This is a genomic window from Pseudomonas ficuserectae (assembly GCF_024584585.1).
GTDB lineage: Bacteria > Pseudomonadota > Gammaproteobacteria > Pseudomonadales > Pseudomonadaceae > Aquipseudomonas > Aquipseudomonas amygdali.
This window is the reverse complement of the sequence record NZ_CP085684.1, coordinates 4,903,905-4,926,683: the sequence shown is the minus strand read 5'-3', so window position 1 is coordinate 4,926,683 and position 22,779 is coordinate 4,903,905. Positions and strand designations below refer to the sequence as shown.

The 22,779-nt window shown below is 57.7% G+C and carries 25 protein-coding genes; 8 read left to right on the top strand and 17 right to left on the bottom strand.

The annotated features are described in order from the left end of the window. Positions 1-20: 20 nt before the first annotated feature. Positions 21-326 carry a DUF3565 domain-containing protein gene (locus LJU29_RS21815; protein ID WP_005752975.1) on the bottom strand — a complete coding sequence of 102 codons (306 nt, stop codon included), beginning with the start codon at positions 324-326 and terminating at the stop codon, positions 21-23. 14 nt (positions 327-340) lie between these two features. On the opposite strand from LJU29_RS21815, the gene LJU29_RS21810 reads away from it, so the two are divergent. The 3 genes from LJU29_RS21810 (at position 341) to LJU29_RS21800 (ending at position 2,735) form a co-directional block, all read left to right on the top strand. Further along, positions 341-826: an FKBP-type peptidyl-prolyl cis-trans isomerase gene (locus LJU29_RS21810; RefSeq protein ID WP_257111189.1), complete on the top strand. Its 486-nt coding sequence runs from the start codon at positions 341-343 to the stop codon at positions 824-826. A 132-nt stretch (positions 827-958) separates the two neighbouring features. Then, the gene (locus tag LJU29_RS21805; protein WP_044344707.1) at positions 959-1,447 is read left to right on the top strand and encodes a glutathione peroxidase; all 489 of its coding nucleotides are present in this window, start codon (positions 959-961) and stop codon (positions 1,445-1,447) included. Positions 1,448-1,631: 184 nt separating this feature from the next. Next, positions 1,632-2,735, top strand: a complete 1,104-nt coding sequence (locus LJU29_RS21800; protein WP_057454641.1) for an NADH:flavin oxidoreductase — start codon at positions 1,632-1,634, stop codon at positions 2,733-2,735. Here LJU29_RS21800 and LJU29_RS21795 read toward each other — a convergent pair. Together LJU29_RS21795 and LJU29_RS21790 are read right to left on the bottom strand one after the other, a co-directional pair. Further along, positions 2,704-3,924, bottom strand: coding sequence for a glycosyltransferase family 4 protein (locus LJU29_RS21795; RefSeq protein WP_057454640.1), 1,221 nt, complete (start codon positions 3,922-3,924; stop codon positions 2,704-2,706). The genes LJU29_RS21800 and LJU29_RS21795 overlap by 32 nt on opposite strands. An 80-nt stretch (positions 3,925-4,004) precedes the next feature. After that, positions 4,005-4,304: a hypothetical protein gene (locus LJU29_RS21790; RefSeq protein ID WP_257111188.1), complete on the bottom strand. Its 300-nt coding sequence runs from the start codon at positions 4,302-4,304 to the stop codon at positions 4,005-4,007. A 320-nt stretch (positions 4,305-4,624) separates the two neighbouring features. Between LJU29_RS21790 and LJU29_RS21785 the strand changes: the two genes are divergently transcribed. Continuing rightward, positions 4,625-5,221 (top strand): hypothetical protein, encoded by a 597-nt coding sequence (locus LJU29_RS21785; protein WP_057401707.1) that lies wholly within the window; start codon positions 4,625-4,627, stop codon positions 5,219-5,221. Between the two features lie 97 nt (positions 5,222-5,318). Here the strand turns inward: LJU29_RS21785 and LJU29_RS21780 are convergent, their stop codons facing one another. Continuing rightward, on the bottom strand, positions 5,319-5,663 hold the full coding sequence (locus LJU29_RS21780; protein WP_004659963.1) for a hypothetical protein: 345 nt from the start codon (positions 5,661-5,663) through the stop codon (positions 5,319-5,321). 182 nt (positions 5,664-5,845) lie between these two features. Next, entirely contained in the window at positions 5,846-6,607 is a 762-nt protein-coding gene (cysZ, locus tag LJU29_RS21775) for a sulfate transporter CysZ (protein ID WP_257111187.1), read from the bottom strand. Positions 6,608-6,969: 362 nt separating this feature from the next. On the opposite strand from cysZ, the gene trxB reads away from it, so the two are divergent. Further along, positions 6,970-7,932 (top strand): thioredoxin-disulfide reductase, encoded by a 963-nt coding sequence (gene trxB, locus LJU29_RS21770; RefSeq protein ID WP_004659967.1) that lies wholly within the window; start codon positions 6,970-6,972, stop codon positions 7,930-7,932. Between the two features lie 67 nt (positions 7,933-7,999). Here trxB and LJU29_RS21765 read toward each other — a convergent pair whose 3' ends face one another. The 7 genes from LJU29_RS21765 to LJU29_RS21735 form a co-directional block, all read right to left on the bottom strand. Then, a complete protein-coding gene (locus tag LJU29_RS21765) occupies positions 8,000-8,341 on the bottom strand; it encodes a HopJ type III effector protein (RefSeq protein WP_054077830.1) in 342 nt (113 codons plus the stop codon). Next, positions 8,334-8,630 carry a DUF1244 domain-containing protein gene (locus LJU29_RS21760; protein WP_002552213.1) on the bottom strand — a complete coding sequence of 99 codons (297 nt, stop codon included), beginning with the start codon at positions 8,628-8,630 and terminating at the stop codon, positions 8,334-8,336. Before LJU29_RS21760 ends, LJU29_RS21765 begins: the two co-directional genes overlap by 8 nt. 43 nt (positions 8,631-8,673) lie before the next feature. Beyond that, positions 8,674-9,045, bottom strand: a complete 372-nt coding sequence (gene folX / locus LJU29_RS21755; protein WP_002552214.1) for a dihydroneopterin triphosphate 2'-epimerase — start codon at positions 9,043-9,045, stop codon at positions 8,674-8,676. Beyond that, entirely contained in the window at positions 9,045-9,608 is a 564-nt protein-coding gene (folE, locus tag LJU29_RS21750) for a GTP cyclohydrolase I FolE (RefSeq protein WP_004659974.1), read from the bottom strand. Before folE ends, folX begins: the two co-directional genes overlap by 1 nt. Positions 9,609-9,629: 21 nt before the next feature. After that, positions 9,630-10,340 carry a dihydromonapterin reductase gene (gene folM / locus LJU29_RS21745; protein WP_002552216.1) on the bottom strand — a complete coding sequence of 237 codons (711 nt, stop codon included), beginning with the start codon at positions 10,338-10,340 and terminating at the stop codon, positions 9,630-9,632. Between the two features lie 233 nt (positions 10,341-10,573). Beyond that, the gene (locus LJU29_RS21740; RefSeq protein ID WP_003346204.1) at positions 10,574-11,140 is read right to left on the bottom strand and encodes a putative antibiotic biosynthesis monooxygenase; all 567 of its coding nucleotides are present in this window, start codon (positions 11,138-11,140) and stop codon (positions 10,574-10,576) included. Positions 11,141-11,291: 151 nt separating this feature from the next. Continuing rightward, positions 11,292-11,897, bottom strand: a complete 606-nt coding sequence (locus LJU29_RS21735) for a hypothetical protein (protein ID WP_002552218.1) — start codon at positions 11,895-11,897, stop codon at positions 11,292-11,294. A 209-nt stretch (positions 11,898-12,106) separates the two neighbouring features. Between LJU29_RS21735 and LJU29_RS21730 the strand changes: the two genes are divergently transcribed. From LJU29_RS21730 to LJU29_RS21720, 3 genes are all read left to right on the top strand, one after another. Beyond that, the gene (locus tag LJU29_RS21730; RefSeq protein WP_002552219.1) at positions 12,107-12,559 is read left to right on the top strand and encodes a flavodoxin; all 453 of its coding nucleotides are present in this window, start codon (positions 12,107-12,109) and stop codon (positions 12,557-12,559) included. A gap of 111 nt (positions 12,560-12,670) precedes the next feature. Then, positions 12,671-13,582: an SDR family oxidoreductase gene (locus tag LJU29_RS21725; RefSeq protein ID WP_054996778.1), complete on the top strand. Its 912-nt coding sequence runs from the start codon at positions 12,671-12,673 to the stop codon at positions 13,580-13,582. Positions 13,583-13,805: 223 nt separating this feature from the next. Further along, complete coding sequence (locus LJU29_RS21720) at positions 13,806-14,351, top strand: hypothetical protein (RefSeq protein ID WP_004658362.1); 546 nt, start codon at positions 13,806-13,808, stop codon at positions 14,349-14,351. 212 nt (positions 14,352-14,563) lie between these two features. On the opposite strand, the gene LJU29_RS21715 is transcribed toward LJU29_RS21720, so the two are convergent. From LJU29_RS21715 to LJU29_RS21695, 5 genes are all read right to left on the bottom strand, one after another. Continuing rightward, positions 14,564-15,367 carry a SirB1 family protein gene (locus tag LJU29_RS21715; protein WP_005752961.1) on the bottom strand — a complete coding sequence of 268 codons (804 nt, stop codon included), beginning with the start codon at positions 15,365-15,367 and terminating at the stop codon, positions 14,564-14,566. Between the two features lie 81 nt (positions 15,368-15,448). After that, a complete protein-coding gene (locus LJU29_RS21710) occupies positions 15,449-16,321 on the bottom strand; it encodes an alpha-amylase family protein (RefSeq protein ID WP_057404666.1) in 873 nt (290 codons plus the stop codon). A gap of 31 nt (positions 16,322-16,352) precedes the next feature. Continuing rightward, positions 16,353-18,323 (bottom strand): NfrA family protein, encoded by a 1,971-nt coding sequence (locus tag LJU29_RS21705; protein ID WP_057423395.1) that lies wholly within the window; start codon positions 18,321-18,323, stop codon positions 16,353-16,355. After that, the gene (locus tag LJU29_RS21700) at positions 18,320-20,440 is read right to left on the bottom strand and encodes a glycosyl transferase family protein (RefSeq protein WP_010202078.1); all 2,121 of its coding nucleotides are present in this window, start codon (positions 20,438-20,440) and stop codon (positions 18,320-18,322) included. The genes LJU29_RS21705 and LJU29_RS21700 overlap by 4 nt, the downstream gene beginning before the upstream one ends. 12 nt (positions 20,441-20,452) lie before the next feature. After that, complete coding sequence (locus tag LJU29_RS21695; RefSeq protein WP_257111186.1) at positions 20,453-22,666, bottom strand: cellulose biosynthesis cyclic di-GMP-binding regulatory protein BcsB; 2,214 nt, start codon at positions 22,664-22,666, stop codon at positions 20,453-20,455. Between the last annotated feature and the right edge of the window lie 113 nt (positions 22,667-22,779).

The following is a 22,779-nucleotide window of genomic DNA, read 5'->3' as shown; positions in this document are numbered from 1 at the left end:
CAAAAAAGTCCGGAAATCGTCTAACGCGATTTCTCTGCGGCAAGACTATCGTTATCTGCGGCGTTAGCACACCAGCCGCAGCGAAAGGCCTGACCTGTCATCTGTTGGCGTTTTATCGGGTCAAGAACCCAGGCTCGCGACTGCCATGGCGGCTGATGGCGCAGGTGCTGAGTGTGGCCGCAGGACAGCACGGCAATCCAGTGCCCTTCTTGATCCTGTTGCAAGTTGAGAACAGTTGAACCTTCCATTCTGGGCCGTTTGTCAGAGTTGCGTTCGCTTTCGGGCGATTGCTTGGTTAAACTTGCTCGTTCTTCAATCTTAAGCAAAAGGTCTTGTCCCCATGCCGATCGCCGCCAATAAGGCTGTCTCCATTGACTATACCCTGACCAACGACGCTGGTGAGGTCATCGACAGCTCTGCCGGTGGTGCGCCGCTGGTTTACCTGCAAGGTGCAGGCAACATCATCCCGGGCCTGGAAAAGGCGCTGGAAGGCAAGGACGTCGGTGACGAGCTGAAGGTAGCCGTCGAGCCGGAAGATGCCTATGGTGGATACTCCGCCGAACTGGTCAGCACCCTGAGCGCCAGCATGTTCGAAGGTGTCGACAAACTCGAAGTCGGCATGCAGTTCCACGCATCCGGTCCGGACGGCGGCATGCAGATCGTGACCATCCGCGATCTGGACGGCGATGACGTTACTGTTGACGGCAATCACCCGCTCGCGGGCCAGCGCCTGAACTTCGACGTAAAGGTTGTGGCTATCCGCGATGCCAGTGAAGAAGAAATGGCTCACGGCCATGTTCACGGTGAAGGCGGTCATCAACACTGATTTGTGCTGCTAAGCTCAGGTCACTGAAAAGGCGCCCTGGCTGTTCTGCGATGACGACTTTCGTTACGCGTGCGGTCACGGTGCCTTTTTTCAGGTTGTGGCTTTGGGTTACTTGTTTCAAAAGGGGTTCTCATGAGTGCTTTTCACGACATCAAATTGAAAGCGCTGGGTGGTCAGGAACTGCCGATGGCGGGTTTCAAGAACAAAGTGGTTCTGGTGGTCAACGTCGCGTCCAAATGCGGGCTGACACCGCAATACGCAGCACTTGAAAACCTCTATCAGCAATACAAGGACAAGGGCCTGGAGATTCTCGGGCTGCCGTGCAACCAGTTTGCCGGGCAGGAACCGGGCAGCGAAAAAGAGATCGCCGAATTTTGCGAACTCAATTACGGCGTGACCTTTACGCTGGGTGAAAAACTCGACGTCAATGGCCCTGACCGGCATACGCTTTATCGCCTGCTGGCTGGCGAAGGCGCCGAGTTTCCCGGGGATATCACCTGGAATTTCGAAAAGTTTCTGGTCGGCAAGAACGGTGGCGTGAGCGCGCGTTTCTCTCCGCGTACTGCACCGGATGATCCCGCAGTGATTCAGGCCATTGAAAAGGCCTTGGCACAAAGCTGATCACCTCGTTGAGGTAGCACCGGGTTAGCGTGTGCTTGCCCGGCTGTCTTGCGCCTTGGCGGCTTTTGCACTCAAATCAGCCAAATCAATAGTACTGGGCCAGCGCTGATGCCCAGCGATATTCTGCGCGCCTGATCCGGCGTTTGTCGCCGTAGTGCAATCGACCATTTTTCCGGAGTTTCGCATGTCGGTAGAAGCCTTGTTTACGCCTTTCCGTCTGGGCAGCCTGGAATTGTCGTCGCGGGTGGTGATGGCACCCATGACCCGTTCGTTCTCGCCGGGACATGTACCCAACTCAAAGGTGATCGAGTACTACCGGCGTCGCGCGGCGGCAGGTGTCGGGCTGATTGTCACCGAAGGAACGACGGTCAACCACAAGGCTTCCAACGGCTACCCGAACGTTCCGCAGTTTTTTGGTGATGCGCCACTGGCGGGTTGGCGCAAGGTTGTTGAGGCGGTGCACGCAGAGGGTGGCAAGATCGTCCCGCAACTCTGGCACGTAGGTGCGGTTCGTCGTCCCGGTACCGAGCCGGACGGGAGCGTGCCTGCCTATGGGCCGATGGAGAAGGTCAAGGATGGTCAAGTGCTGGTGCATGGCATGAGCAAACAGGACATTGATGATGTTGTGGCCGCTTTTGCTCAGGCTGCTGTCGATGCCAAGGCGATTGGCATGGACGGTGTCGAAATTCATGGGGCCCACGGTTATCTGATTGATCAGTTCTTCTGGGAGGGCAGCAATCAGCGCAGTGACGAGTACGGTGGCAGCTTGGCCAACCGTTCGCGGTTTGCCATCGAGCTGATCAAGGCAGTGCGCGTCGCGGTAGGGGCGGACTACCCGATCATCTTCCGTTTCTCACAATGGAAACAGCAGGATTACACCGCACGTCTGGTGCAGACGCCCGAGGCGCTGGGCGAATTCCTGCAACCGCTGGCTGACGCCGGAGTGGATATCTTCCATTGCTCTACGCGTCGTTTCTGGGAACCCGAGTTTGAAGGCTCTGACCTGAACCTCGCAGGCTGGACGCGCAAACTGACCGGCAAACCGACCATTACCGTCGGCAGTGTCGGGCTGGACGGTGAGTTTCTGCAGTTCATGGTCAACACCGATAAGGTCGCACAGCCGGCCAGCCTGGAAAATCTGCTGAAGCGGCTGGGCAACGACGAGTTTGATCTGGTTGCGGTGGGACGTGCCTTGCTGGTCGACCCGGACTGGGCATTGAAAGTGCGTGAGGGACGCGAGCAGGACATCCTGCCATTCAGTCGAGAGGCACTGACGACACTGGTCTGATCTTCTTGGTAGCCACCTGCCTGGTCTCTTTGGCATTTACAGGTTTTTCGCTTGGGCAGGCCTCACGCAGTTGTCGTTCGAACTGATCGATGATAGCCGTCCAGCCCTGGCGACTGGCGTGTTGACGGGCATTGAGGCGCACCCGGCGCAACGTTTCGCTGTCTTCCAGCAACCAGCGTGCTGCGTCGATGAACGCCGCCTCGTCACCCGGCATGGCCAAGGCCCCATTGTGGCCATGACGAATATGCTGCCCGGCAGCGGCTTCGTCGTAAGCAACCACACCCAGCCCTGAGGCCAGCGCTTCAAGGACCACGTTGCCGAACGTTTCGGTCAGGCTGGGGAACAGAAACATATCTGCCGAGGCATAGTGCATGGCCAGCACTTCACCGCGTTGAGTGCCGCAGAAGATCGCATCCGGAATCTGCTGCTCAAGCTGCTGGCGCTGAGGCCCATCGCCGACAACAATCAGTTTGATATTGCGTTGCGGGTAACTGTTCTTTAGCGTTTCGAAGCTGGCTTTGAGCAGGCCCAGGTTTTTCTCGGGTGCCAGGCGGCCGACGTGTATCACGCCTATATCACCCGCTTGCAGGCCCCAGCTTTCGCGCAGAGTCTGCGAACGTCTGGACGGGTTGAACAACTGGCTGTCCACGCCGCGAGACAACAACTCGATTCTTTCAAAGCCGCGCCGCTCCAGTTCCATCTTCTGGCTGATGCTCGGCACCAGCGTCATGCGCGAACGATTGTGGAACCAGCGCAGGTAGTGGGTCAGCAGCCGGGTGATAAAACCCATGCCGTATTGCTGTGTGTACTGTGGAAAGTTGGTGTGAAAGCCACTGATCACCGCTATACCCAGACGCCGCGCTGCCCGTAGCGCCGACAGCCCCAGCGGGCCTTCAGTGGCGATGTACAACACATCCGGTCGACGCCGCTGCCAGCGGCGCAGCAGTTTGTGCATCGAAGACTGACCCCATTGCAATCCTGGATAGCCCGGTATCGGCCAGCCCCGGCACAGCAACAGGTCTTCTGCGGCACCTGCATGGGTCTCGTCATTCTGGCGCGGCCGAACCAGCTCGACCCGGTGCCCGCGCAACCGCAACCCTTCACAAAGACGCCCCAGGGTATTGGCAACGCCGTTGATCTCGGGAATGAAGGTTTCAGTAATCAGGGTGACGTTAAGAATTTTGCTCATGGGAGCAGTTTCGGCTGGTTACATTTCGGTTATGTGGCGGTTGTGTGAACTTCAAGTGGCTTCACATCAACCGCCCCGATTCATCTCAATCGGCGATTTTCAGGATCGGCGATTCGCTCCATGGCTGCAGGTTTTGGCAGAAATCCCTGGTCGTCGACCACAGATCTGCGCTGCTCAAGGCTCATGTTTTCCATAAAAAAGGTCGAGCGGGGCTGGATATGTTTGCCTAGAGTGGCAGGTTCGTCCGCTGTAAGGTCTTCGACCCTCTGGCTCAATATCTGAGCCAACCTGCCTGATCGCGATTGCGGGAGTGTTTCGAGACCGGCAGGCCGGTTGGTGTTAATGGGTTTGACTGTTGCGGTATTTACGATGTTTTCCATTGCTCTATGGCTCCTGTTGTCTAGACGCAACAGAGCAAGCGCAATGCCAATATTGAGATATTAGTTTGGTCCTACACGCTTGAGACGAGTGGGCAGGGTGTTATTTTTTTTGCCGACAGAGACGGCCTACATGAAATTTTTTGAAACGCTGGCAACGTTTGTTTTTTAGCGGCAACCGCTTGCCGACTGTCAGATAGACGAGTTTGGTCATGGTTGTAAGGCTTGAGGTTTTTGTTTGTAGGAAACTTCTTTATAGCTATATTTTTTGCAGAGTTTTGATTCGTCTGATAACATCCGCTCTCTTTTCAAAGGGATATGAAATGTCAGATTTAATGTATGCGCCACCGAAAGCCAGCCTAGAAAAAGATGAAACGGACAGTAGAGGTCCGGAATTTTATGTCGTGTCTCTAAAGAAATTCTTCATTCTGTATCTTTTGACATCGGGCTTTTTCGCGATTCACTGGTTTTATCGAAACTGGTCGCTGAACAAGAAATTTTCAGGCAGTAAGGTGTGGCCCGCTGCGCGTGTGATCTTCGCCGTTATTTACGCCTTTCCACTATTTCGCACTGTGGACAAAAGTCTGCGGCGACAGGGGCGTGGTCACATGGCGTACTGGGCGATTAGCGGCTTGGTGTTGCTGGCGTTGACTATTGCGGGGATGGTGCTTTCGCAAGGTGTTTCCGGGCATGTGCAATTCAAACCGGTCGGCGGCTGGCTGGTATGGGCGGTTCTGCTGGCCACTGCGCAAACATTTAATTTAATGCTGGTGCAGTCGAAGATGAATGCCGCGGCGCTTGATCCAGATGGAAGTACCAACTCAAGATTGACATGGGCCAATGGCCTATGGATTCTTGCCGGGTGTGCTATCTGGTTGATGAGTATACCGACCTACCTCTCTGCGTCTGCTGCAGCGTAGATACTACTGACGCCAATTGAAGTGCCGAACAGATCATCCATTATCTATTCGGCACTCTTTCAGGCTTTGTCGTCACTCAGCCAGTCAATCAGAGTAATCAGCCCAGGTCATTGACCAGTTGGCCGATCACTTCACCTACCTTGGCCAGGTCCGGCGCAGCCAGGCGATGTTCATCGGCATACGAATACGCCACGGTGAACAAGCCTGCGGTGCGAGTAGAGTAAGACGGAGCGTCTTTCTCGAAAACACGGTTGGCTGCCTCGGCAGTCAGGGAGCTGGAACTGATGACCAAACGTTCTTCCGGGTTGTTTACGCCGTTGATGTAGACGTTGTCCGGATTGATCGACCATTCGGCCAGTTCACTGACCAGAAACGCACGAATCTTTTCTTCGACTGTGGCGTTTTCAGCGGCAAATGCTGCAGGGTTTACTGGAGTATTCATGATTTAACTTCCTTGTTAAGTTCATGTGTCGCATGTTCGATGGAAGCAGACTTCACATGAACGGGTTGGTTGAGGCTCTATTGAGCCTCAGTCGAAAGAGCCTTGTGCGGTAAATATATATAGCGAGTGATTTTTTTCAGATAGTCCGGGCCGTGTTGCGCGGCCCGGCAATGTTTCGGGGTTCAGCCCCGTGCCTGCGTCACCGGCAATGCATCCGCCCCGCGTTCGCGCACCCAGAACAATGTCGCACCGGCCACTGCGGCGGGCATCATCAGCAGGTTGACCACCGGGATCAGCAAGGCGACGTAGACAATGCCGCCGAAGCTCAGGCTTTGCCAGCGCTTGCTTTTCAGCCAGCCGAGCATTTCGTTCCAGCCCAGTTTGTGGTTGTCGGCCGGGTAGTCAATGTACTGGATCGCCATCATCCAGACGCCGAACAACAGCCACAGCGGAGCGGCGATGATGTTGGCCACAGGGATGAACGACAGAATGAACAGCCCCAGCATGCGCGGCAGCATATAGCCCAGCTTGCGGGCTTCGCGGGCCAGGGTACGTGGCACCATGGCCACCAGTTCGGCCCAGCTGAAATCCGGTGAATCGTCTACGCCACGAACCACGGCTTCGACTTTTTCGGAGAGAAACCCGTTAAAGGGCGCGGCGATGATGTTGGCGACCACGGTGAAGGTGAAAAACACTATCAGCAGGACCAGCACCACGAACAGCGGCCAGAGGATATAGCTGAGAAAGCTCAGCCAGTGAGGGAGCGTAGGCATGAAGGTGTCGACCCACAGCTCGAACTGGTGCACCGCCAGATAGATCAGGCCGCAGAACAACACCACATTGATGCTCAAGGGCAGCAGGACGAACAATCGCAAACCAGGACTGAGGACCAGGTTCAGTCCCTCTCTGAGGTATTGCGGGCCGGTAAGGGCGGGCGCGGGCATGGCAGTCTCCAGGTGCTTGAAAGGCGTGACCTTACCGGCTTTGTGATGGCCATGAAAGAGCGGAGAGCCGACGGTTTTTTGAGCATGTCAGACTTGTGGCGTATCCTTGGCGACGAAGAATATCCGGATGGCGCCGCTTTCAAGCGCCCGCGCTATAGAAATGACCTATAGGGTGGATTGTGAAACGATATTTCCTTAACCTCTGCGGCCCCGATAGGCTGTTCGGCAATCTAGGACCTGTCCTTCAGGTCAGAATTTTCAGGACCTGCCGAACCAAACGACGCTTCCCCAAGCGTTTCGGTGGTCCTTTTTATCCAGCCGTCCCGACCGCGGCGTAAACGGTCGGTCGATAGGAGTGTGTCATGTCAGACGTACGTCATTCCCGAGTGATCATTCTCGGTTCCGGCCCTGCCGGTTACAGCGCTGCGGTCTACGCCGCTCGCGCCAACCTCAAGCCTCTGCTGATCACCGGCATGCAGGCTGGCGGCCAATTGACCACGACTACAGAAGTTGATAACTGGCCTGGCGACCCGCACGGTCTGACCGGTCCGGCGCTGATGGAGCGTATGCGTGAGCATGCCGAGCGTTTCGAGACTGAAATCGTCTTCGACCACATCAACTCCGTTGATCTGGCCGGCAAGCCGTTCAGCCTTCAGGGCGATAGCGCAACTTACACCTGCGATGCTCTGATCATCGCCACCGGTGCCAGCGCCCGTTACTTGGGCCTGCCTTCGGAAGAAGCGTTCATGGGCAAGGGGGTTTCTGCCTGCGCCACATGCGATGGCTTCTTCTACCGCAACCGTGAAGTCGCGGTAGTCGGTGGCGGTAACACGGCGGTGGAAGAAGCGCTGTATCTGGCCAACATCGCCAGCAAGGTGACTCTGGTTCACCGTCGCGAAACCTTTCGCGCCGAGAAGATCCTGATCGACAAGCTGCACGCACGTGTCGCCGAAGGCAAGATCGAGCTCAAGCTCAATGCCACGCTGGACGAGGTATTGGGTGACAACATGGGCGTGACCGGTGCGCGTCTGAAGAACAATGACGGGACCAGTGACGAGCTGAAAGTCGACGGCGTATTCATCGCCATCGGCCACACGCCGAACACCTCGCTGTTCGAAGGGCAACTGGCTCTGAAAGATGGCTACATGGTTGTGCACGGTGGGCGTGAAGGCAATGCGACTGCTACCAGCGTTGAAGGTGTATTCGCGGCCGGTGATGTGGCTGATCACGTATACCGTCAGGCCATCACCTCGGCTGGTGCAGGCTGCATGGCGGCACTGGACGTCGAGCGTTATCTGGACGGTCTGGCAAACGCCACGTTCTGATTGGCGTCCCTCCAGGCCTCTGCAACCAGGTTCTCGTGCCAATGCGTTGGTATGAGAACCTGTCAGCTCAAGCCTTGCGCTTGAGCGTCTCGCCTTCGAATTTCACACCTGCCAGCCCATACTCGATCAGCGCACGGATATTGCCGTGGTCGCTGCCTTCAGGTGTGGCTTGCACCGAGCGGTAGTGCTCGCCAAATGCCAACAGTGCCTCTTCATCGCTCAAACCTTCCAGCAATGCCAGGCCTAGTGTCTTGCAAGACCCTTCGTTTTGCCCGGCAGCATTGTCGACGGCGCCGTTTCTGAACGGCTGAGGCTGATAATCGTAACCTTCTGCGATAAAGGCCAGGGTATCAGCGAACACATGCTCGCCGCTGCGCAGGCTGGTGCGCAGGGAGTTCAGATCAGTCATGTTTGGGTTCCTTGGCGAACGCCGCCTGTTGTTCGGCGTTTGCTTCTTTCTGGTATTGGGCTTTCCACTCGCTGTACGGCATGCCGTAAACCACCTCGCGAGCATCATCGAGGCTGATGTCGATGTGCTTTTCATCGGCGGCGGCCTTGTACCACTTGGACAGGCAGTTACGGCAGAAACCGGACAGGTTCATCAGGTCGATGTTCTGGACATCCTTGCGGCTGTCCAGATGCGCGACCAGGCGACGGAAGGCTGCAGCTTCGAGTTCGAGGCGTTCTTGCTCGGTCATGACGGGCTCTTTTCAATAGACGGTTCGCGTCATGATAAGAGTTTCAGCGTTGACCGGCGAGCGTGATCGATACCGATTCGGCAAAGCGCAGCGCATGCGGCTTGTCGACTTCCACTTCTGCGTAGGTCACGGCCTTGTGGCTCATCACCAGGTCCAGCACTTCCTGTGTCAGTCTTTCCAGCAGAGCGAAGCGGTTGCCCTCGACATGCTGAATGATGGCCTTGGTGATGGTGCGATAGTTGAGAGCATGCTCGATGTCGTTGTCGCGAACGGCTTCCTGTGCGGCGTAGAGAATCGTCAGATTGATCAGCACATCCTGCTTGTTGACGATTTCGTCTTCGTTGATACCGATATATGTGCGCAGGCGCAGGTCCTTGACCCGGATGCGCGCGGTGCCAGGTTCGAGTCTTGCCATTATTGTCTGCTCCGTCCGATCAATTGCAGAAACTCCATGCGGGTGGTGCTCGAGTCACGGAAGGCCCCCAGCATCACTGAAGTGTTCATGGTCGAATTCTGTTTTTCGACACCGCGCATCATCATGCACATGTGCTTTGCCTCGATGACCACGGCTACACCTGCCGCCCCCGTGACTTGCTGAATGGCATCGGCAATCTGCTTGGTCAGATTTTCCTGAATCTGCAGGCGGCGGGCAAACATGTCCACAATGCGCGCGATCTTCGACAGGCCCAGCACTTTGCCGGTAGGGATATAAGCCACATGCGCCTTGCCTATGAATGGCAACAGGTGGTGCTCGCAGAGTGAATACAGCTCGATATTCTGGACAATGACCATCTCATCATTGTCGGATGCGAACAGGGCGCCATTGACGATTTCGTCGACGCTCTGGGTGTAGCCGTGACACAGATACTGCATCGCTTTGGAAGCGCGTTTCGGGGTGTCCAGAAGGCCTTCGCGGTCTGGATCTTCACCAAGGCCGAGCAGAATGTCTCGATAGTGCTGGGGCAGGGACGAACTCATCAGAATGTTCCTCGGGGCGGCTTACTTGACGTGCCGTCCGCCGTTTACGGTCAGTGTTGTGCCGGTGACATAGGTGCTGTCCAGAAGGTAACGCAGGCTCTGGTAGATCACTTCTGCACCAGGCTCTATGCCCAAAGCCGATTTGGCCAGGGCGTTGGCGCGGTAGGCCGCATCGTCCTTGGGTTGAAACATCAACAGCGCCGGTGCTATGCCGTTGACTTTGACAAGAGGGGCGAACCGGGCAGCGAAGGACAGCGTCAGGCTTTCCAGGCCGGCCTTGGTTGCACAGTACGCGATGTGCTTGCTGCTGCCCTTGCGGGTCACGTCATCGCTGATATGCACGATGTCAGCGACTTCACTGGCGGTCAGCAACGGCTCACAGTGCAGATTGATCAGGTAGGGTGCCAGCATATGTACGCTGAACATACGCGTGAAGTTATCCGCTTCCTCGCCCGGGGTTTCAGCCAGCCACTCGGATGCATTGTGTACAACGGCACGCAGGCTTGAAGTTTGGGTTTTCAGTAGATCAATGAACGCCATGATCCCGGTTTCGCACGAAAAATCGCCGTAGAGGGCCACCGCTCCGGCCTGGCGCAGTTCCGTCACGCTTGCGTGTTCAGTGCGATAACTGATGATAACCCGATGCCCATGCTCAAGCAGTCGCAAGGCGCAATGCAGGCCTACGCGCTGGCTGGCTCCGGTGATCAGAATCGGTGCAGAAGATAATGTCATCGACAGCTCACGTATCGGTTATCCACAGTGGACGGGGATTGTACGGTCGATTGCTCCTTCCGGTTTACAGGCAAAATTATACCAGAGAATTTTTTTGTACAACCCTGGACATCATGAAACTCGCCGAGGCAGTGCTCGAAGGCGCTGAGCACGTGGAGGCTGAGGGAACGAGCGGGGCTGGGACGCGACCAAGACCTGTACCGAGGTGTAAAGGTGTACAGGTCTTTATGAGTCTAGCGAGGGGAAGGTGATTGCGTCGGGCGTGCCGGTGCAGGCGTGCTTTGCAGCCAAGGGGCAAGCAGGCGCGTGGACAGGGGAATGAACAGGTAGACCATCAGCGGGGTAAGCACCGCTGTACTGATCATGATGCGCGGCAACAGATCCAGATGATTGAGCAGCGGGCCAAGCAGGAAATTGAAGATCAGTGACACGGGAAAAAACGCCAGCCAGATCGCGACAGCCTGTTTCCAGCGTGGCGGGCGCTGATCGATTGCGCCGAACCAGCCATCAATACCACTGACGCGATGTTCCGAGGGTTGCGCGAAAAGACCGCTGCCGCGCACCAGCCAGGAGCGTCGAGAGGCGGAATGCTCCCAGGCGTGCATGGTGTGCTCATCGGTAAAGCGGAAAATGATCTGAAATTCATCATCGCCAGGCGGAGGCGCCAGCACGCCGGAACCCAGATACCCCGGGAAATCCGTGGCCAACTGTTCGCCTTCGTGCAGCCAGGCCATCATTTCATGGTAACGACCCTGTGCCACGCGGCGGGCGACCATCAAGGTGACGGGTGAGGTAGACATTGTGTATCTCCGGTAGAGGCGTGAGATTCCCGGGTAGGGAGGTCACATGCCGCGATCCGGGGTGGTGGGTCGCGACAGCTTCACTTGAAAAGCAAGCAAGGATTATTCCTGAAACGCTGACGGACCGGTAGAGCTTTGCGGTGTTGGCTGATTACTTGTGCAGGGAAGGGTGCTTGCGGCGATGCTCTTGGAGGATGTACTGACGCAAGCGCTCGGCGTCGTCCTTGCCATGCTTGCTGAAGTGATAGGCACCGAAACTGTGTTCGGTCATTCGCTCCAGCTTGCCGCGCATTGGAATAGGGGCCTGACCTGGCGGGTTGAACCAGGCGGAAAAGTTTCTCGGCAGCTTGCCTTCCTTGCGGTACTCAAGCAGCACCCCCTTGAACGACAGCTCGTGAACCCAGAGCGCCGTCAATGCACCCTTTTCGGTCTCAAGCGGGATTGGCTCTTCAAGCACGAGCCGCCAGGGGCGAATCTTCGGGCCTTCCTCGAAAATACTCGGTGCGCCCAGTTCCAGATGCAGCGCATGGAATTCGTCCTCGACCAGATGCAGAGGGAAATTCATCTGCTGGTTTTCGAACTGCGCATGGATCGTGACCTGCTCGTGAGCAGCCAGACGTGTCAGCAGATCCTGAATCTGAACCCCGCCATTGACCAGAAGGCTACGCGTGCTGTCGCGCACGTTCAGCTTCGGATTGCGCTGCATGCTCTGGATAAAATCCAGTTCAGCCTGTGTGAGGAGAGAATCAGGTTGCATTGGCGGAAAGCTCGGTCTGACCGGTTATTGAGAACAAAGACCATTGATTCCGCAAGTTGTTCGGACCGCTCATCATATTTTTCCATTTTAATGTTTCAACTTGGCTGTGCTTTTTCCGTGCCGGCCAAAGGCAAAAGGGTCCGTAGAAAATTCAGATGGCATTCTAGGGCATAATGTTTCACTTTTTTTCAGCTGCTGCAGGAATAGCCATGAAAGTTGCCATCGTGTGTGGAACGGTTTACGGATCGGCCGAAGAAGTTGCCAGACACGCCTCTGCACTGTTGCGTGCCGCTGGTCACGAAACACTCGTCAACCCTAGGCTCGCGTTGCCTGATGTGTTGGCTTTCGAGCCTCAGGCCATCCTTGCGGTGACGTCGACCACCGGGATGGGGGAGCTGCCCGACAACCTCATGCCTCTCTATTCAGAGCTTCGTGATCTTTTGCCTGGCCAACTGCGTGGCTTGCCGGGTGGTGTGATCGCATTGGGTGATGCCAGCTACGGCGACACCTTCTGTGCAGGCGGCGAGCAGATGCGTGAATTGTTCGCTGAACTGGGTGTGAATGAAGTGCAGGACATGCTGCGTCTGGACGGAAGTGAAAGCGTGACCCCGGAAACCGACGCCGAGCCTTGGCTGGCAGCGTTCATCAAGCACTTAGGCTGAAATCATCCCGCTGCTTTATTGAGCATGATTCAGCACTGCGCGTGTTGATTGTGACTGGCAGGTGCCTGGACGACACTCATCGCAACGTTTCTTTTGATCCTGGAGCCTGCGATGAGTGAGTCGGTGCGTTTTGAAGATAAAGTCGTCATTGTGACTGGCGCAGGAGGCGGGCTGGGAAGGGCTCATGCGCTGCTGTTTGCAAAGCACGGCGCGCGGGTGGTGGTCAACGACCTGGGTGGCTCTGCCCATGGCGAAGGGGCCAGTGCTTCTGCTGCTGATCGCGTTGTAGCCGAGATTCGTGAAGCCGGTGGCACCGCTGTGGCCAACCATGACTCGGTGACCGACGGCGGGCGCATAGTGCAACACGCGCTCGATGCCTTCGGTCGCATAGATGTGCTGGTCAACAACGCTGGCATCCTGCGCGACAAGACCTTCGCCAAAATGGAGGACGCCGACTGGGACCTGGTTTACCGCGTCCATGTCGAGGGCGCCTATAAGGTCACACATGCCGCCTGGCCATACCTGCGTGAGCAGAACTACGGGCGGGTGATTTTCACTTCATCGACATCCGGCATCTATGGCAATTTCGGCCAATCCAATTACGCAACCGCCAAGCTCGGGCTTTACGGACTGACTCGCACCCTCGCGCTGGAAGGCCGCAAGCACCGGATTTTCGTCAACGCCATAGCCCCGACCGGGGGCACGCGCATGACCGAGGGGCTTATTCCTGCCAACGTATTCGAGCTGCTCAAACCTGAACTGATCAGCCCGTTGGTGGTGTATCTGGGCAGCGAACAGTGTCAGGACAGTGGCGATCTGTTTGAAGTGGGCGGCGGCTGGATCGGCAAGGTCCGTTGGGAGCGCAGTCAGGGAGCATGCTTCGACCCACAGGCGGGCTTCAGCCCGGAGGACGTTGCTGCACAATGGCAGACGATTGCTGATTTCGATCAAGCCGCGCACCCCGCCGACAATATCGAGGCGTTGAAAGAAATGATGGCCAATCTGCAAAAATACGCTAATTAAGCAGGTTCTGAGATATGCGGCGGCTTTGGAAAAGAAGTCTCTGTTTGGTGCACGACTTTATAACTGGTTAATTATTTATCGGAATTTTTACCGTGTTCTGTAAGAACTGTCTTTTGGCTTTGTAGGTTTGGTATGGATTTCTGTACAACTATTCATTAAGCAGCTTTTACTCCGATATGAAGTTTGAACACATTCATATAGGGAGTATCACGTGGGAAGAACAATGTGGGGTGACCTGCCACCGGTCACTGTTGCTGCGCCGCCTGAAAGACTCAAGCTCAAGAAGGCCGCAGCGCAGGTCAGTCAAGTGTTGCAGGAGGTCGGTGAGAACGCCGTTGCGCTCAACTCGCTGGCGATGGAAAAACGCAGGATGAAGCCACTGTTCAAGGGTTTCAACCCCGAACAGATTACGCCCAAGGATCTCAACAGGGCAGGAATGATCTTGTACAAGTTCGGGATGATCGACAATCATACGGCCGAACTCATGAGTCGAGCGGGCGATGAGTTCGACAAGAAAGGCAAGCTGGTCGACCCGAGCAAGGAAATCAATGCGCTGGAGTTCTTTGCCAATCGGATCATTGAAATGAAAGAAAAGGCAATGAGCGGAGACCCATACGCCAAAGTGTTATTGCCTGATTACATTCGCACGATTCATATCATGCAGAATCTTCAAACGTTTGCCGAGTCTGGCGACAGTTACGAGATGCGCAAGATCAAGGATATGGAAAACAAGGGGCTGGTCAAAAAAACACCAAACGCCAAAGCGTGAGGGTGTCTTGATACTAAAACGTCTGGCAATAAAAAAGGCCGCTGCATGGATAGCCACGCAGCGGCCAAACAAAACGCAGGATCAAGGGAGCTTGCAAATCCACGTCGATTTAACGGGCGCAGGTTACCCTCCATCACTGTTCTGAAAAATCCCCGTACAGGATATGCAGCATTACCCGGCAGGTAACAATTCGCGGGGAGTGTGCCAGTGGCTCAATGAACGCTGTGGTTCGCTGGCAACCGACTCAGGCGCTCGGCAAGCTCGATTCGTTGCAGTGGGTCTTCGCTGAGCAACAGCGCGCGTTCCAGGTCGAAACGTTCGGCCTGCGGGCATTCAAGGAGTTGATACAGGCTGGCACGGGCCAGGTGATCTCCGCTGGTAGCCTGGCCCAGTTCGACGATGCGGTCGGCGTCTTTGAGCGCAGCGAGAAAATCATCGTTGATCTGATGCAGATGCCGCAGGTTACGCGATAATCGCTGCAGCATGCTGGTGGGTGTGGCGCGTGTCATGTGTTCGGCGCGCAATTGCATGGTCGGGCCGAATTGCCGGATCAACAGCTCGCGGCAGTCTCTGGGGTAAAGCCTGCGCCCGCTGCAAGGGTCGAGCAAATGATCGGCACCTGGCACACGCAGCAGAAAGTGGCCTGGAAAGTTCACGCCCTCCAGTGCAATCTCCAGCCGCCTTGCTATCTCCAGCGCGATCAGTGCCAGCCCCAATGGCTGACCGCGACGCTGCTGCACAACCTTGTGCAGCAGCGCCGAGTCGGGTTTGGGCGGGTTCCAGTCATCTTGCTGAAAACCCAGTGCATTGAGTTGTCGCAAAAGCGGTTGCGCGAGTTCGGGGGCAGGCAGGACCGGCAGCGCAGCGTCGATCTGGCGCTGTAACTGGTCCATGTCACTGATCACCGCATGCCGGGCAAAGTGTGCGTCATGCTCGCTCGACACCCATAGCGCTGCTTCAAACACCGAGGGCGGTGTCTGTTGCAGACAGGCCAGGCAATGCTGACGTGGAGTCATCGACCGCTCCGTGCAACTGAAAATCCAGTAGGAAGACTCTTTGTAGCCCCGCGCGGGAATTTCGTCCAGCGCCAGTTGTTTCTACTTGTTCAGGGCTTTTATCAAGTCGGGCGTCACATAGTGCGGACCGTCGAACAGGTACAGCGGATAGCCATCGAAAGCCGCTATTTGCGGTTTCAGTTCGGCAGCCGTCGCCGGTCGGAAACCTCCACCCACTTGCGGGCGAAACGCTTCGACGATGATTCTGACGCGATTTTTGCCCAGCCGTTTACGTAACGCGTCTGCGTAGGTTCGGGCAACCGGAGCGGTGCGCGCATAGACACCCACACCGTCCTGAAAGAACACGCCGATATCGTCCGGCAGCCAGGTTTTCAGCCAGTCCGCAGTGGCGGCGGGGCCGATGTTGGCACCATCGTAGACGCTGATCCATAACGGCCTGGGCAGCTTCGCCAGCAGCGCGGGTAATTCCTTGGCACGACTCCAGCTGGGGTCGACCTCGGCCGGGAAGTACCAGCCGGTGACATTGAGCGGCGTTTTCACTTTGGCCAGCTGTGCCGAAAGCACCGCCAACTGTTCGATATTGTCCCGTGAGCGGTTTTCGCTGAAGTACCCCGCCAGCCCGAGAATCACCTCCTGCGCCCAAGGCTCCTTGGCGATCCGCGCCCAGTCCGGCAGCACCGGCACGTTGGTCATCTGAGTACCTGGTATGAACGACTGGTCATCGACCGCCGTCCACTGCACAAGCAATTGCCGTGCGCCGAGTTTGTCCCAATTGCCGCTTATGCCCACCGTTGCGTTATCCGGTTGCCAGACGATGCCGACAATTCCCGGCCCGTTGGGCTGTATCAGTTGATACAGCTCGCTGGAGGCGAGGGTCAGCGCACCTACCAGGGCGGCTGCCAGCGAGGTCTTGATCAATATTGTCTGTCGTAGCAGTGCGGCCAAAGCCTTCAAACATTACTCCCTGATGGATGACTCGTGATTGTCACCACGAGAATGTCATACGTGCGAACACACCTTCTGCGCGGTCGTCGCCAAAGACTTTCTCGCGGTATTGCACCGAGAAGTCGACATACGACTGTGGCGCCTTGTACGTGTCCTCGCGAAACCAGTAGCGTACGCCGGTACCAACACCCAGCCCGCCAGCGTTACCGGATGACGTACTGCTGCGGCCCAGGCTGTCGACTTCGCTACGCATCTTTGAATCGTAGTCCACTGCGGCGACCATATGTGGAAACACCACCAGCCTGGGGCTGATGCTGTCCAGACGAAAGCTGCGTCCGACCTGCCATTCACTGTTGAAATAGTTGCGCTTGTCCTGCAAATAACGCCCACCTTCAGCATACAGCTGCGAGGTCCACCAACTGGGCACGTCGACACGCAAGTCAGTACCGATGCTGGAGCCGTAGCCCAGACGTACCAGCCAGTCGCCATCGGCGTTGGAATTGCCCAACGGAAAGGTGCGCTCAAAGGCACCGATGACGTTGACTGAGCTGAACGGCTTGACCCTGATCCCCAGCGCTCCCTGCAATGCATCCGCGCCTGTGTCAGAGTCGCCTTCCTTGCTCCACAGCGTGTCGGTGACGCGTCCGTAAAGCTCGACGAAGCGTGCATTGCGGTAGCCCAATGGGCGCCAGAACACTTCGGTGCTGTTCTGCACACTGTCAGTGTTGCTGCTCGGTGCGCTGTTCAGGCCGCTGCCGCTGCTGGTGCTGGCACCGCGATACGTCGTGGTGTTGGTCAAACCCCATTCACGGGACAGGTCGGAGACGGCGCGTCGGGTGTCGAACACCTGTTGCGCGGGCATCTGCAAATCACCGGCCTTTTGATAATCGAGCACGCGCTTGAAGTAGGCGATGGCCTGTGCATCGTCCGGCGTACGCATGGCGCTGTAGGCTGCGTCCTGAACTTCACGCGGCTTGAGTCCGGAGCTGCGGTCGACCCGTTTGAACTCGTCCAGCGCGCCACGATCGTCGCCCGCCTGGCTGAGGAAATAGGCAATCTGCACTTCATCGCCGGGTTGCAGTTCGCCCGCATCGCGAGCTTTCTGCAGACGTTGCAGCGCCTCGCTCGGCTGGCCCATCGCTGCGTACAAGGAAGCTTGCTCGCGCAGGGGCAGATTACCCACGGCGAGTGCCTGAGCGAAGTCCTGACGCGCACCGTCCTGATCGCCCAGGCGTTGACGCATTTGTCCGCGCTGGACGAGCAGGGTGGCGTCGTTGCCATTGAGCGCCAGTGCTTCGGTAGCCGCAGAGCGCGCTTCGGCATATTGCCCCTGGGCAATCAGGGCGCTGACCAGCAGCTTTCGGTAAGCCATCTGTTTCGGAAAACTGCGAACAGCCTCCCGCGCCTCGCTGACAGCGGTGTCGTTATCTCCGCGTGCCAGTGCCTTATAACCCGAGGCTGCCTTATCGACTGCTGCCTGTTCCTGAATCGCTTGCCGACGACGAGTCAAAACCGGCTGCGGGCCGACTGCCTGCTCTGCATCGTTGATGGCCAGCTGTGCTTCGTCCAGACGCTGCTGACGTTGCAGTGCCTCGATCAGCATCATGCGGTAATCGAGATTCTTAGGTGCCTGGGCAATGGCCTTGCGTGCATGACTGGCCGAGCCGTCGTAGTCGCGGTTGGCGTAGGCGCGCAGCGCCTGATTGCCTTCCAGGTAGCCAAGCTTGGGGCGCGCCTTGGGGAAGCGGGCCGGGTGATCGCGGCGGTATTTGTCACGTTCTGCCAGGGCAATCAGATCACGCAACTGATCGGCATCCGCACGCTGACGCAACGCTTCGCGCGCCTTGGCGATGGCCAGGTCGTAGTCCTTGCGGTTGTAGGCCATGTAGGCTTCGTTGGCGATGGCATAGGCGGGTCCGGTCAACGGCAAGGGCAGTGTTTCCGCCTGGCTGAGCGGTGCAACAAGACCCAGGCCGCTCACCAGCAGCGACAGGATGAAGGGGCGCTTCATAGTGGCTGCTCCGTTTGATCGTCAGATCGGTAATGGTTGTGCTGACGTGCCACAGCCTGTTCGATGGTTTCTCTGGACAGCACGCCGATGTCGACCAGGTAATCGCCGATCCGGCCATGCACATGCGGGCGGTAGCCGAGCATGGCTTTCTGGAACACTTCGCGGTCCAGCAGGCCTTGCTCGATCAGCAGATCGCCGAGCAGTGGCGCTCTGGCTGGAAGCGGCTGACCCTCGACCACCTGAAGCTGACGCAACTGCGCGACGATGTCGCTTTCACGGGCAATCAACTGCACCGGCTCGGCACCCAGTTGCTCGGTAATCTGTTGCAGACCGTCAGGCGGCAGCGGGCTGGCCACGGCAATTTCCTGGCGACCCAGCGCATTCATTTGCAACGGCACAACACGCCAGCGCAGGCAGAACTCATCGGCCAGCACATCGTTTGTCGCACGTTTGCCGGCAATGTCGAATACCCGTGGCAGGTCGTTCTGAAAAGCGATGGCCTCAGCCAGGGTTTCATCGTCGAGCCAGCCGTGGCTAAGCAAAATCCTGCCCAGCGGCAACTGACGGGTCTGTTGCTCAGCCAGTGCGGTCTGCAGTTTTTCGTCGTTGATGGCTTGCCAGGACAGCAGCACGCTACCTAGGCGGCGTGGCGCTACGGCAATCAGGTCGGAAGACGGAAAGTCATGCATGGTCTTGTCCCAGACCAGCTTGCGGTTGAGCACCTTGCCCACCAGAAACATCCGCCAGGCGCGCGCTGCAGCCATGAAGTTGACGAAGTTGCCGACCACCATGCGCGGTATCGACAGCAAACCGTGCTGCCAGCCGTAAAGCACGGTAGTGAAGTAGCAGCGGTGCAGGATTCGCCATAGCAACGCAATGCCGTTGGCCACCAGCAGGTACTGAATCAGACCTGTGGTTTCAAACGGGGTCGGAAAGCTGGTGTTCCACAGTCCGCTGGAACGCAGCACAATCAACGCCAGCAATTGAATGAGGATAAAGTAAGCGAGGATGCTGACGAACGAAGTCACTACGCCCTTGCGGTCCCGAAACAGCAGGTAACGGTTGGCCAGCGACCCGGTCCAGCCCATTTGCTCCCAGCCCTGCAGGCCGATGCCCAGAGTCCAGCGCGCTTTCTGGCGAAAGGCGGTACGGAAGGTGTCCGGGAAAAATTCACGCACACACAGCGGCATTTCCAGCGTCGACTCATACGGCTTGCGGAACCACGATTTGCGCAACACCCGAAATTGCACAGGGAAGCGCACAAAGATCGCCTGCATGCCGTATTTCGCCAGCCGAGCGCCTACATCGTAGTCTTCGGTCAGGCTTTCGGTATTGAAGGGCTGGTTCTGGTTTTCATCGGCCAGCACCATCAGTGCACGTCGCGAGAAGCAGGTGCCGACGCCCGCCGAAGGCACGGTGTCAGTCATGCTTTCGCGTACCACCAGATCCTTGCCGTGCCATTCGGCAAACTCGTCCATGTAGGTGCCGGCCACCCATTCGTACCAGTTGCGTTCCAGCGACACGACCGGTAACTGGATCATGTCCTTGCGTGGCAGCAGGTAATTGAACAGGCGCAGTTCAAGCGGGTGCAGTACATCTTCGCTGTCGTGCAGGATGGTCCCGGCAAACTGTACAGCGTGGGTTTTCTCATACAGAAAAATCGCCTGTATGACCCAGTTCAGGCAGTCGGCCTTGCAGGTCGGGCCGGCGTGCGGCACCTCCACGCGGTGCAATTGCTTGTAACGACGACGCATGCGCTCCACTTCATCGATGGTGCGCTGGTCGTTGATGTAGGTGCCGACGAACACTACGTAGTTCTGGTAATCGAGCGTCGATACCATATTTTCGATCATCGGCGCGATGACGTCGTATTCCAGCCAGGCCGGGACCATGATCGCCAGCGGCTGCTCGTCGCGGGCAATCAACTGCTCGGCAGTCAGTGGCCGGTAGCGACGTTCGGCGGTGAACTTGCGGTAAAGCCGTCTGGCCCAGTACCAGATATCGATGAACAGGTCATCGATACTCGATACCAGGATAATCAGCCCGACAACGATCGTCGCGACTTCCAGCACGCTGTAGTAATGGGCCAGCCAGTAAGGCCAATAGAGCGACGTCATTGCGGCGGCCCGTTACGAGCGATTGCGACGGGCGCTACGGCCAGCCAGCAACAGGATGAGAAAGAGTACGATGCCAGCCGGAATCAGCCACAGCAGCGATGGTTTGCGCCAGGCGTCGAGGCCAGTGCTTTGCTCGTCCTCGATCATCTGGCTGCCGGTCGGGTCCTTGGCGTCAAAGGTGGCGATCGGGCCGTTGTCAGCCAGCAGCGTGGCGTTGCCGCGCTCCAGCAGCAGCGGGCGCTCGAAAACCGGGGCCTGACCACCAAGCGTGCGATAGACCATACCGTGCTGGCCGCCCGCGTCGATCACTTGCAGCGAGGCCAGGTGGTTGAGGGATTTGAGGTCGAGCAGCGTCTGCTCTTTGTGATTGATCAGCAGATGGCCGTCGTTGCTGGCCTTGACCGACTCGGCGCCATCCTTGACTGGCAGTTCGAACGCCAGAAACGCTTTGGCGGGCGTCACGGCTACGCTGGCGTCATCGCTGACGCTGAGTTGCGCACGCAACGGCGAGACACCGGAAGCGCTGGCGACGCGGATCACTTGAGGCAGGCTGCTGGCCGGGCGCTCGAGATAGGCCTTGGGCACCATTATCTGGGTGTCCGTAGCGAAGCGTGCCGCCATGCCCGAGAAGTTTTCGTCGGGAGTGATCTTGTCCAGCACCACATGGCTGGTCGGCAATACCGAGATCGGGAACGCCTGCGGCGTCTCCAGGCACTGGTTGCTGACCGGCTGACGCTGGAACGAGACGCGCAAGGTGTTCTGCGCTGCCAGTGCATATTGCGGAATTCTTGCTTCGATGCGCTCTTTCTTGCCATCGGCAGTCAGTTGCATCGCACCAATCAGGTAGTCATTGAGAAACAGCGTCGCAACCGGTGGCGTTCCGGATGCACCGGGGGCCGCAGCGACATCAATCATCGCAGTTACCGGTACGCGCCCGTCATAGGCCACGCTGCCCAGCGGGAACGAGGCGCTCCAGTCGGTTTTAGCCAGCACATCCACCGTGCCGGGCTTGCCGCCCAGGCGCGTCAGCGCAACGCGACCGTCTTCGCTGAGCGGCATCGCGGCTTCTTCGCCAATGGTCAGCTGACGATTGCGCGCCAGTTTGTTCCACGCCGAACTGAACAGGCCGATGGCCTTGTTCGCCGACTCCGGCTTGATCATCAGCAGCGCGCGATTGCCCAGCAGGGCCAGACTCACGTCCTCGGTGCTATTGGCGAGCGGTTGCTTGATATGACGTTCGCGCCACTGGCTCAGTGCGCTGGCCGCCGAAGCATCCAGACCCTGCACCTGCGCCTGGAGAGCGTCCATGGCGTCGTCGATTGCCTTGAGCAGCTGTGGATCGCTGATCGCCAGGTCGGCCTGCAACGCAGGTGTCTGGCCAAGCATCAACAATGCACCGATTTCCGCCGGGTCGCGCAGGGTGTATTGGCCCTTGCCTTCGAGCCCTGCAAACGCCGGAATCTGCTTGAGTTCTGCCGGAATATTCAGGCCGCTCAGGTCCACGCTGTCCTGCACGGCAGGAAACGGCAGGATGCGTGCCTGTTTACCGATGCGTTCCAGCGCTACGCCCAGACGCCAGGCGGCGTCGTAGCTGGCGCTCGACAAGGTGCCGGGTGCGACCAACAGGCCAGGTTTGCCGGGCAGCGCGTTCCACGCTGCACCCACATCCTGCAACTGGCTGGCGTCATAGCCGTAAGTCAGGCGCGTGTGCGGATCGATGCGCAGCACATTGCCGATGGCGCGTTCGTCTTCGCAGAGCACTTTCGAGATCACAGAGGACCAGGCAATGCCCAGGCGCACCGAGCCGCTTTCCCGGGCTGCCTTGTCGACGCCCAGTACGGCGCTGGCATTACCCTGTTCTTCGTTGAGGCCCAGCGCGCGCACCGGATAACCGTCCAGCGACAGTAGCAGCGTGTTGCGGCCTGCTTCGCCATTCAGATAGCTGGCGTCAAAATTCAGCGTCGCATCCGTCAGCGGCACATTGGCGGGCACTGGCAGGTAAAGTTCACGGCGCGCATCAGTGGCATTGAGAATGATCGGGCGATCAATGCCCAGCTCCCTCAGCTCGATCACTCGCTCCTGACGACTGTCGGCGGTGATTCGGTTGATCGCCTGGGTCAACGGGCTTTCGGCAGCCAGGGCAAACGCTGGCATCAGAGCCAGCAGGCTCATCCCGCAGGCAAGGACGTTCAGCGTGCCCATGTTTACGGCAACGGAAGATTTCATTGTGCAGATCTCGGTAAAGGCTCAAGGCCATTGGGTCTTGATACAGGCTGCCGGTCTGCTACAACGTTTTTCGGGCACTCGGTCTGAACCGGGTGCCCGTATCGTTTGCGGAC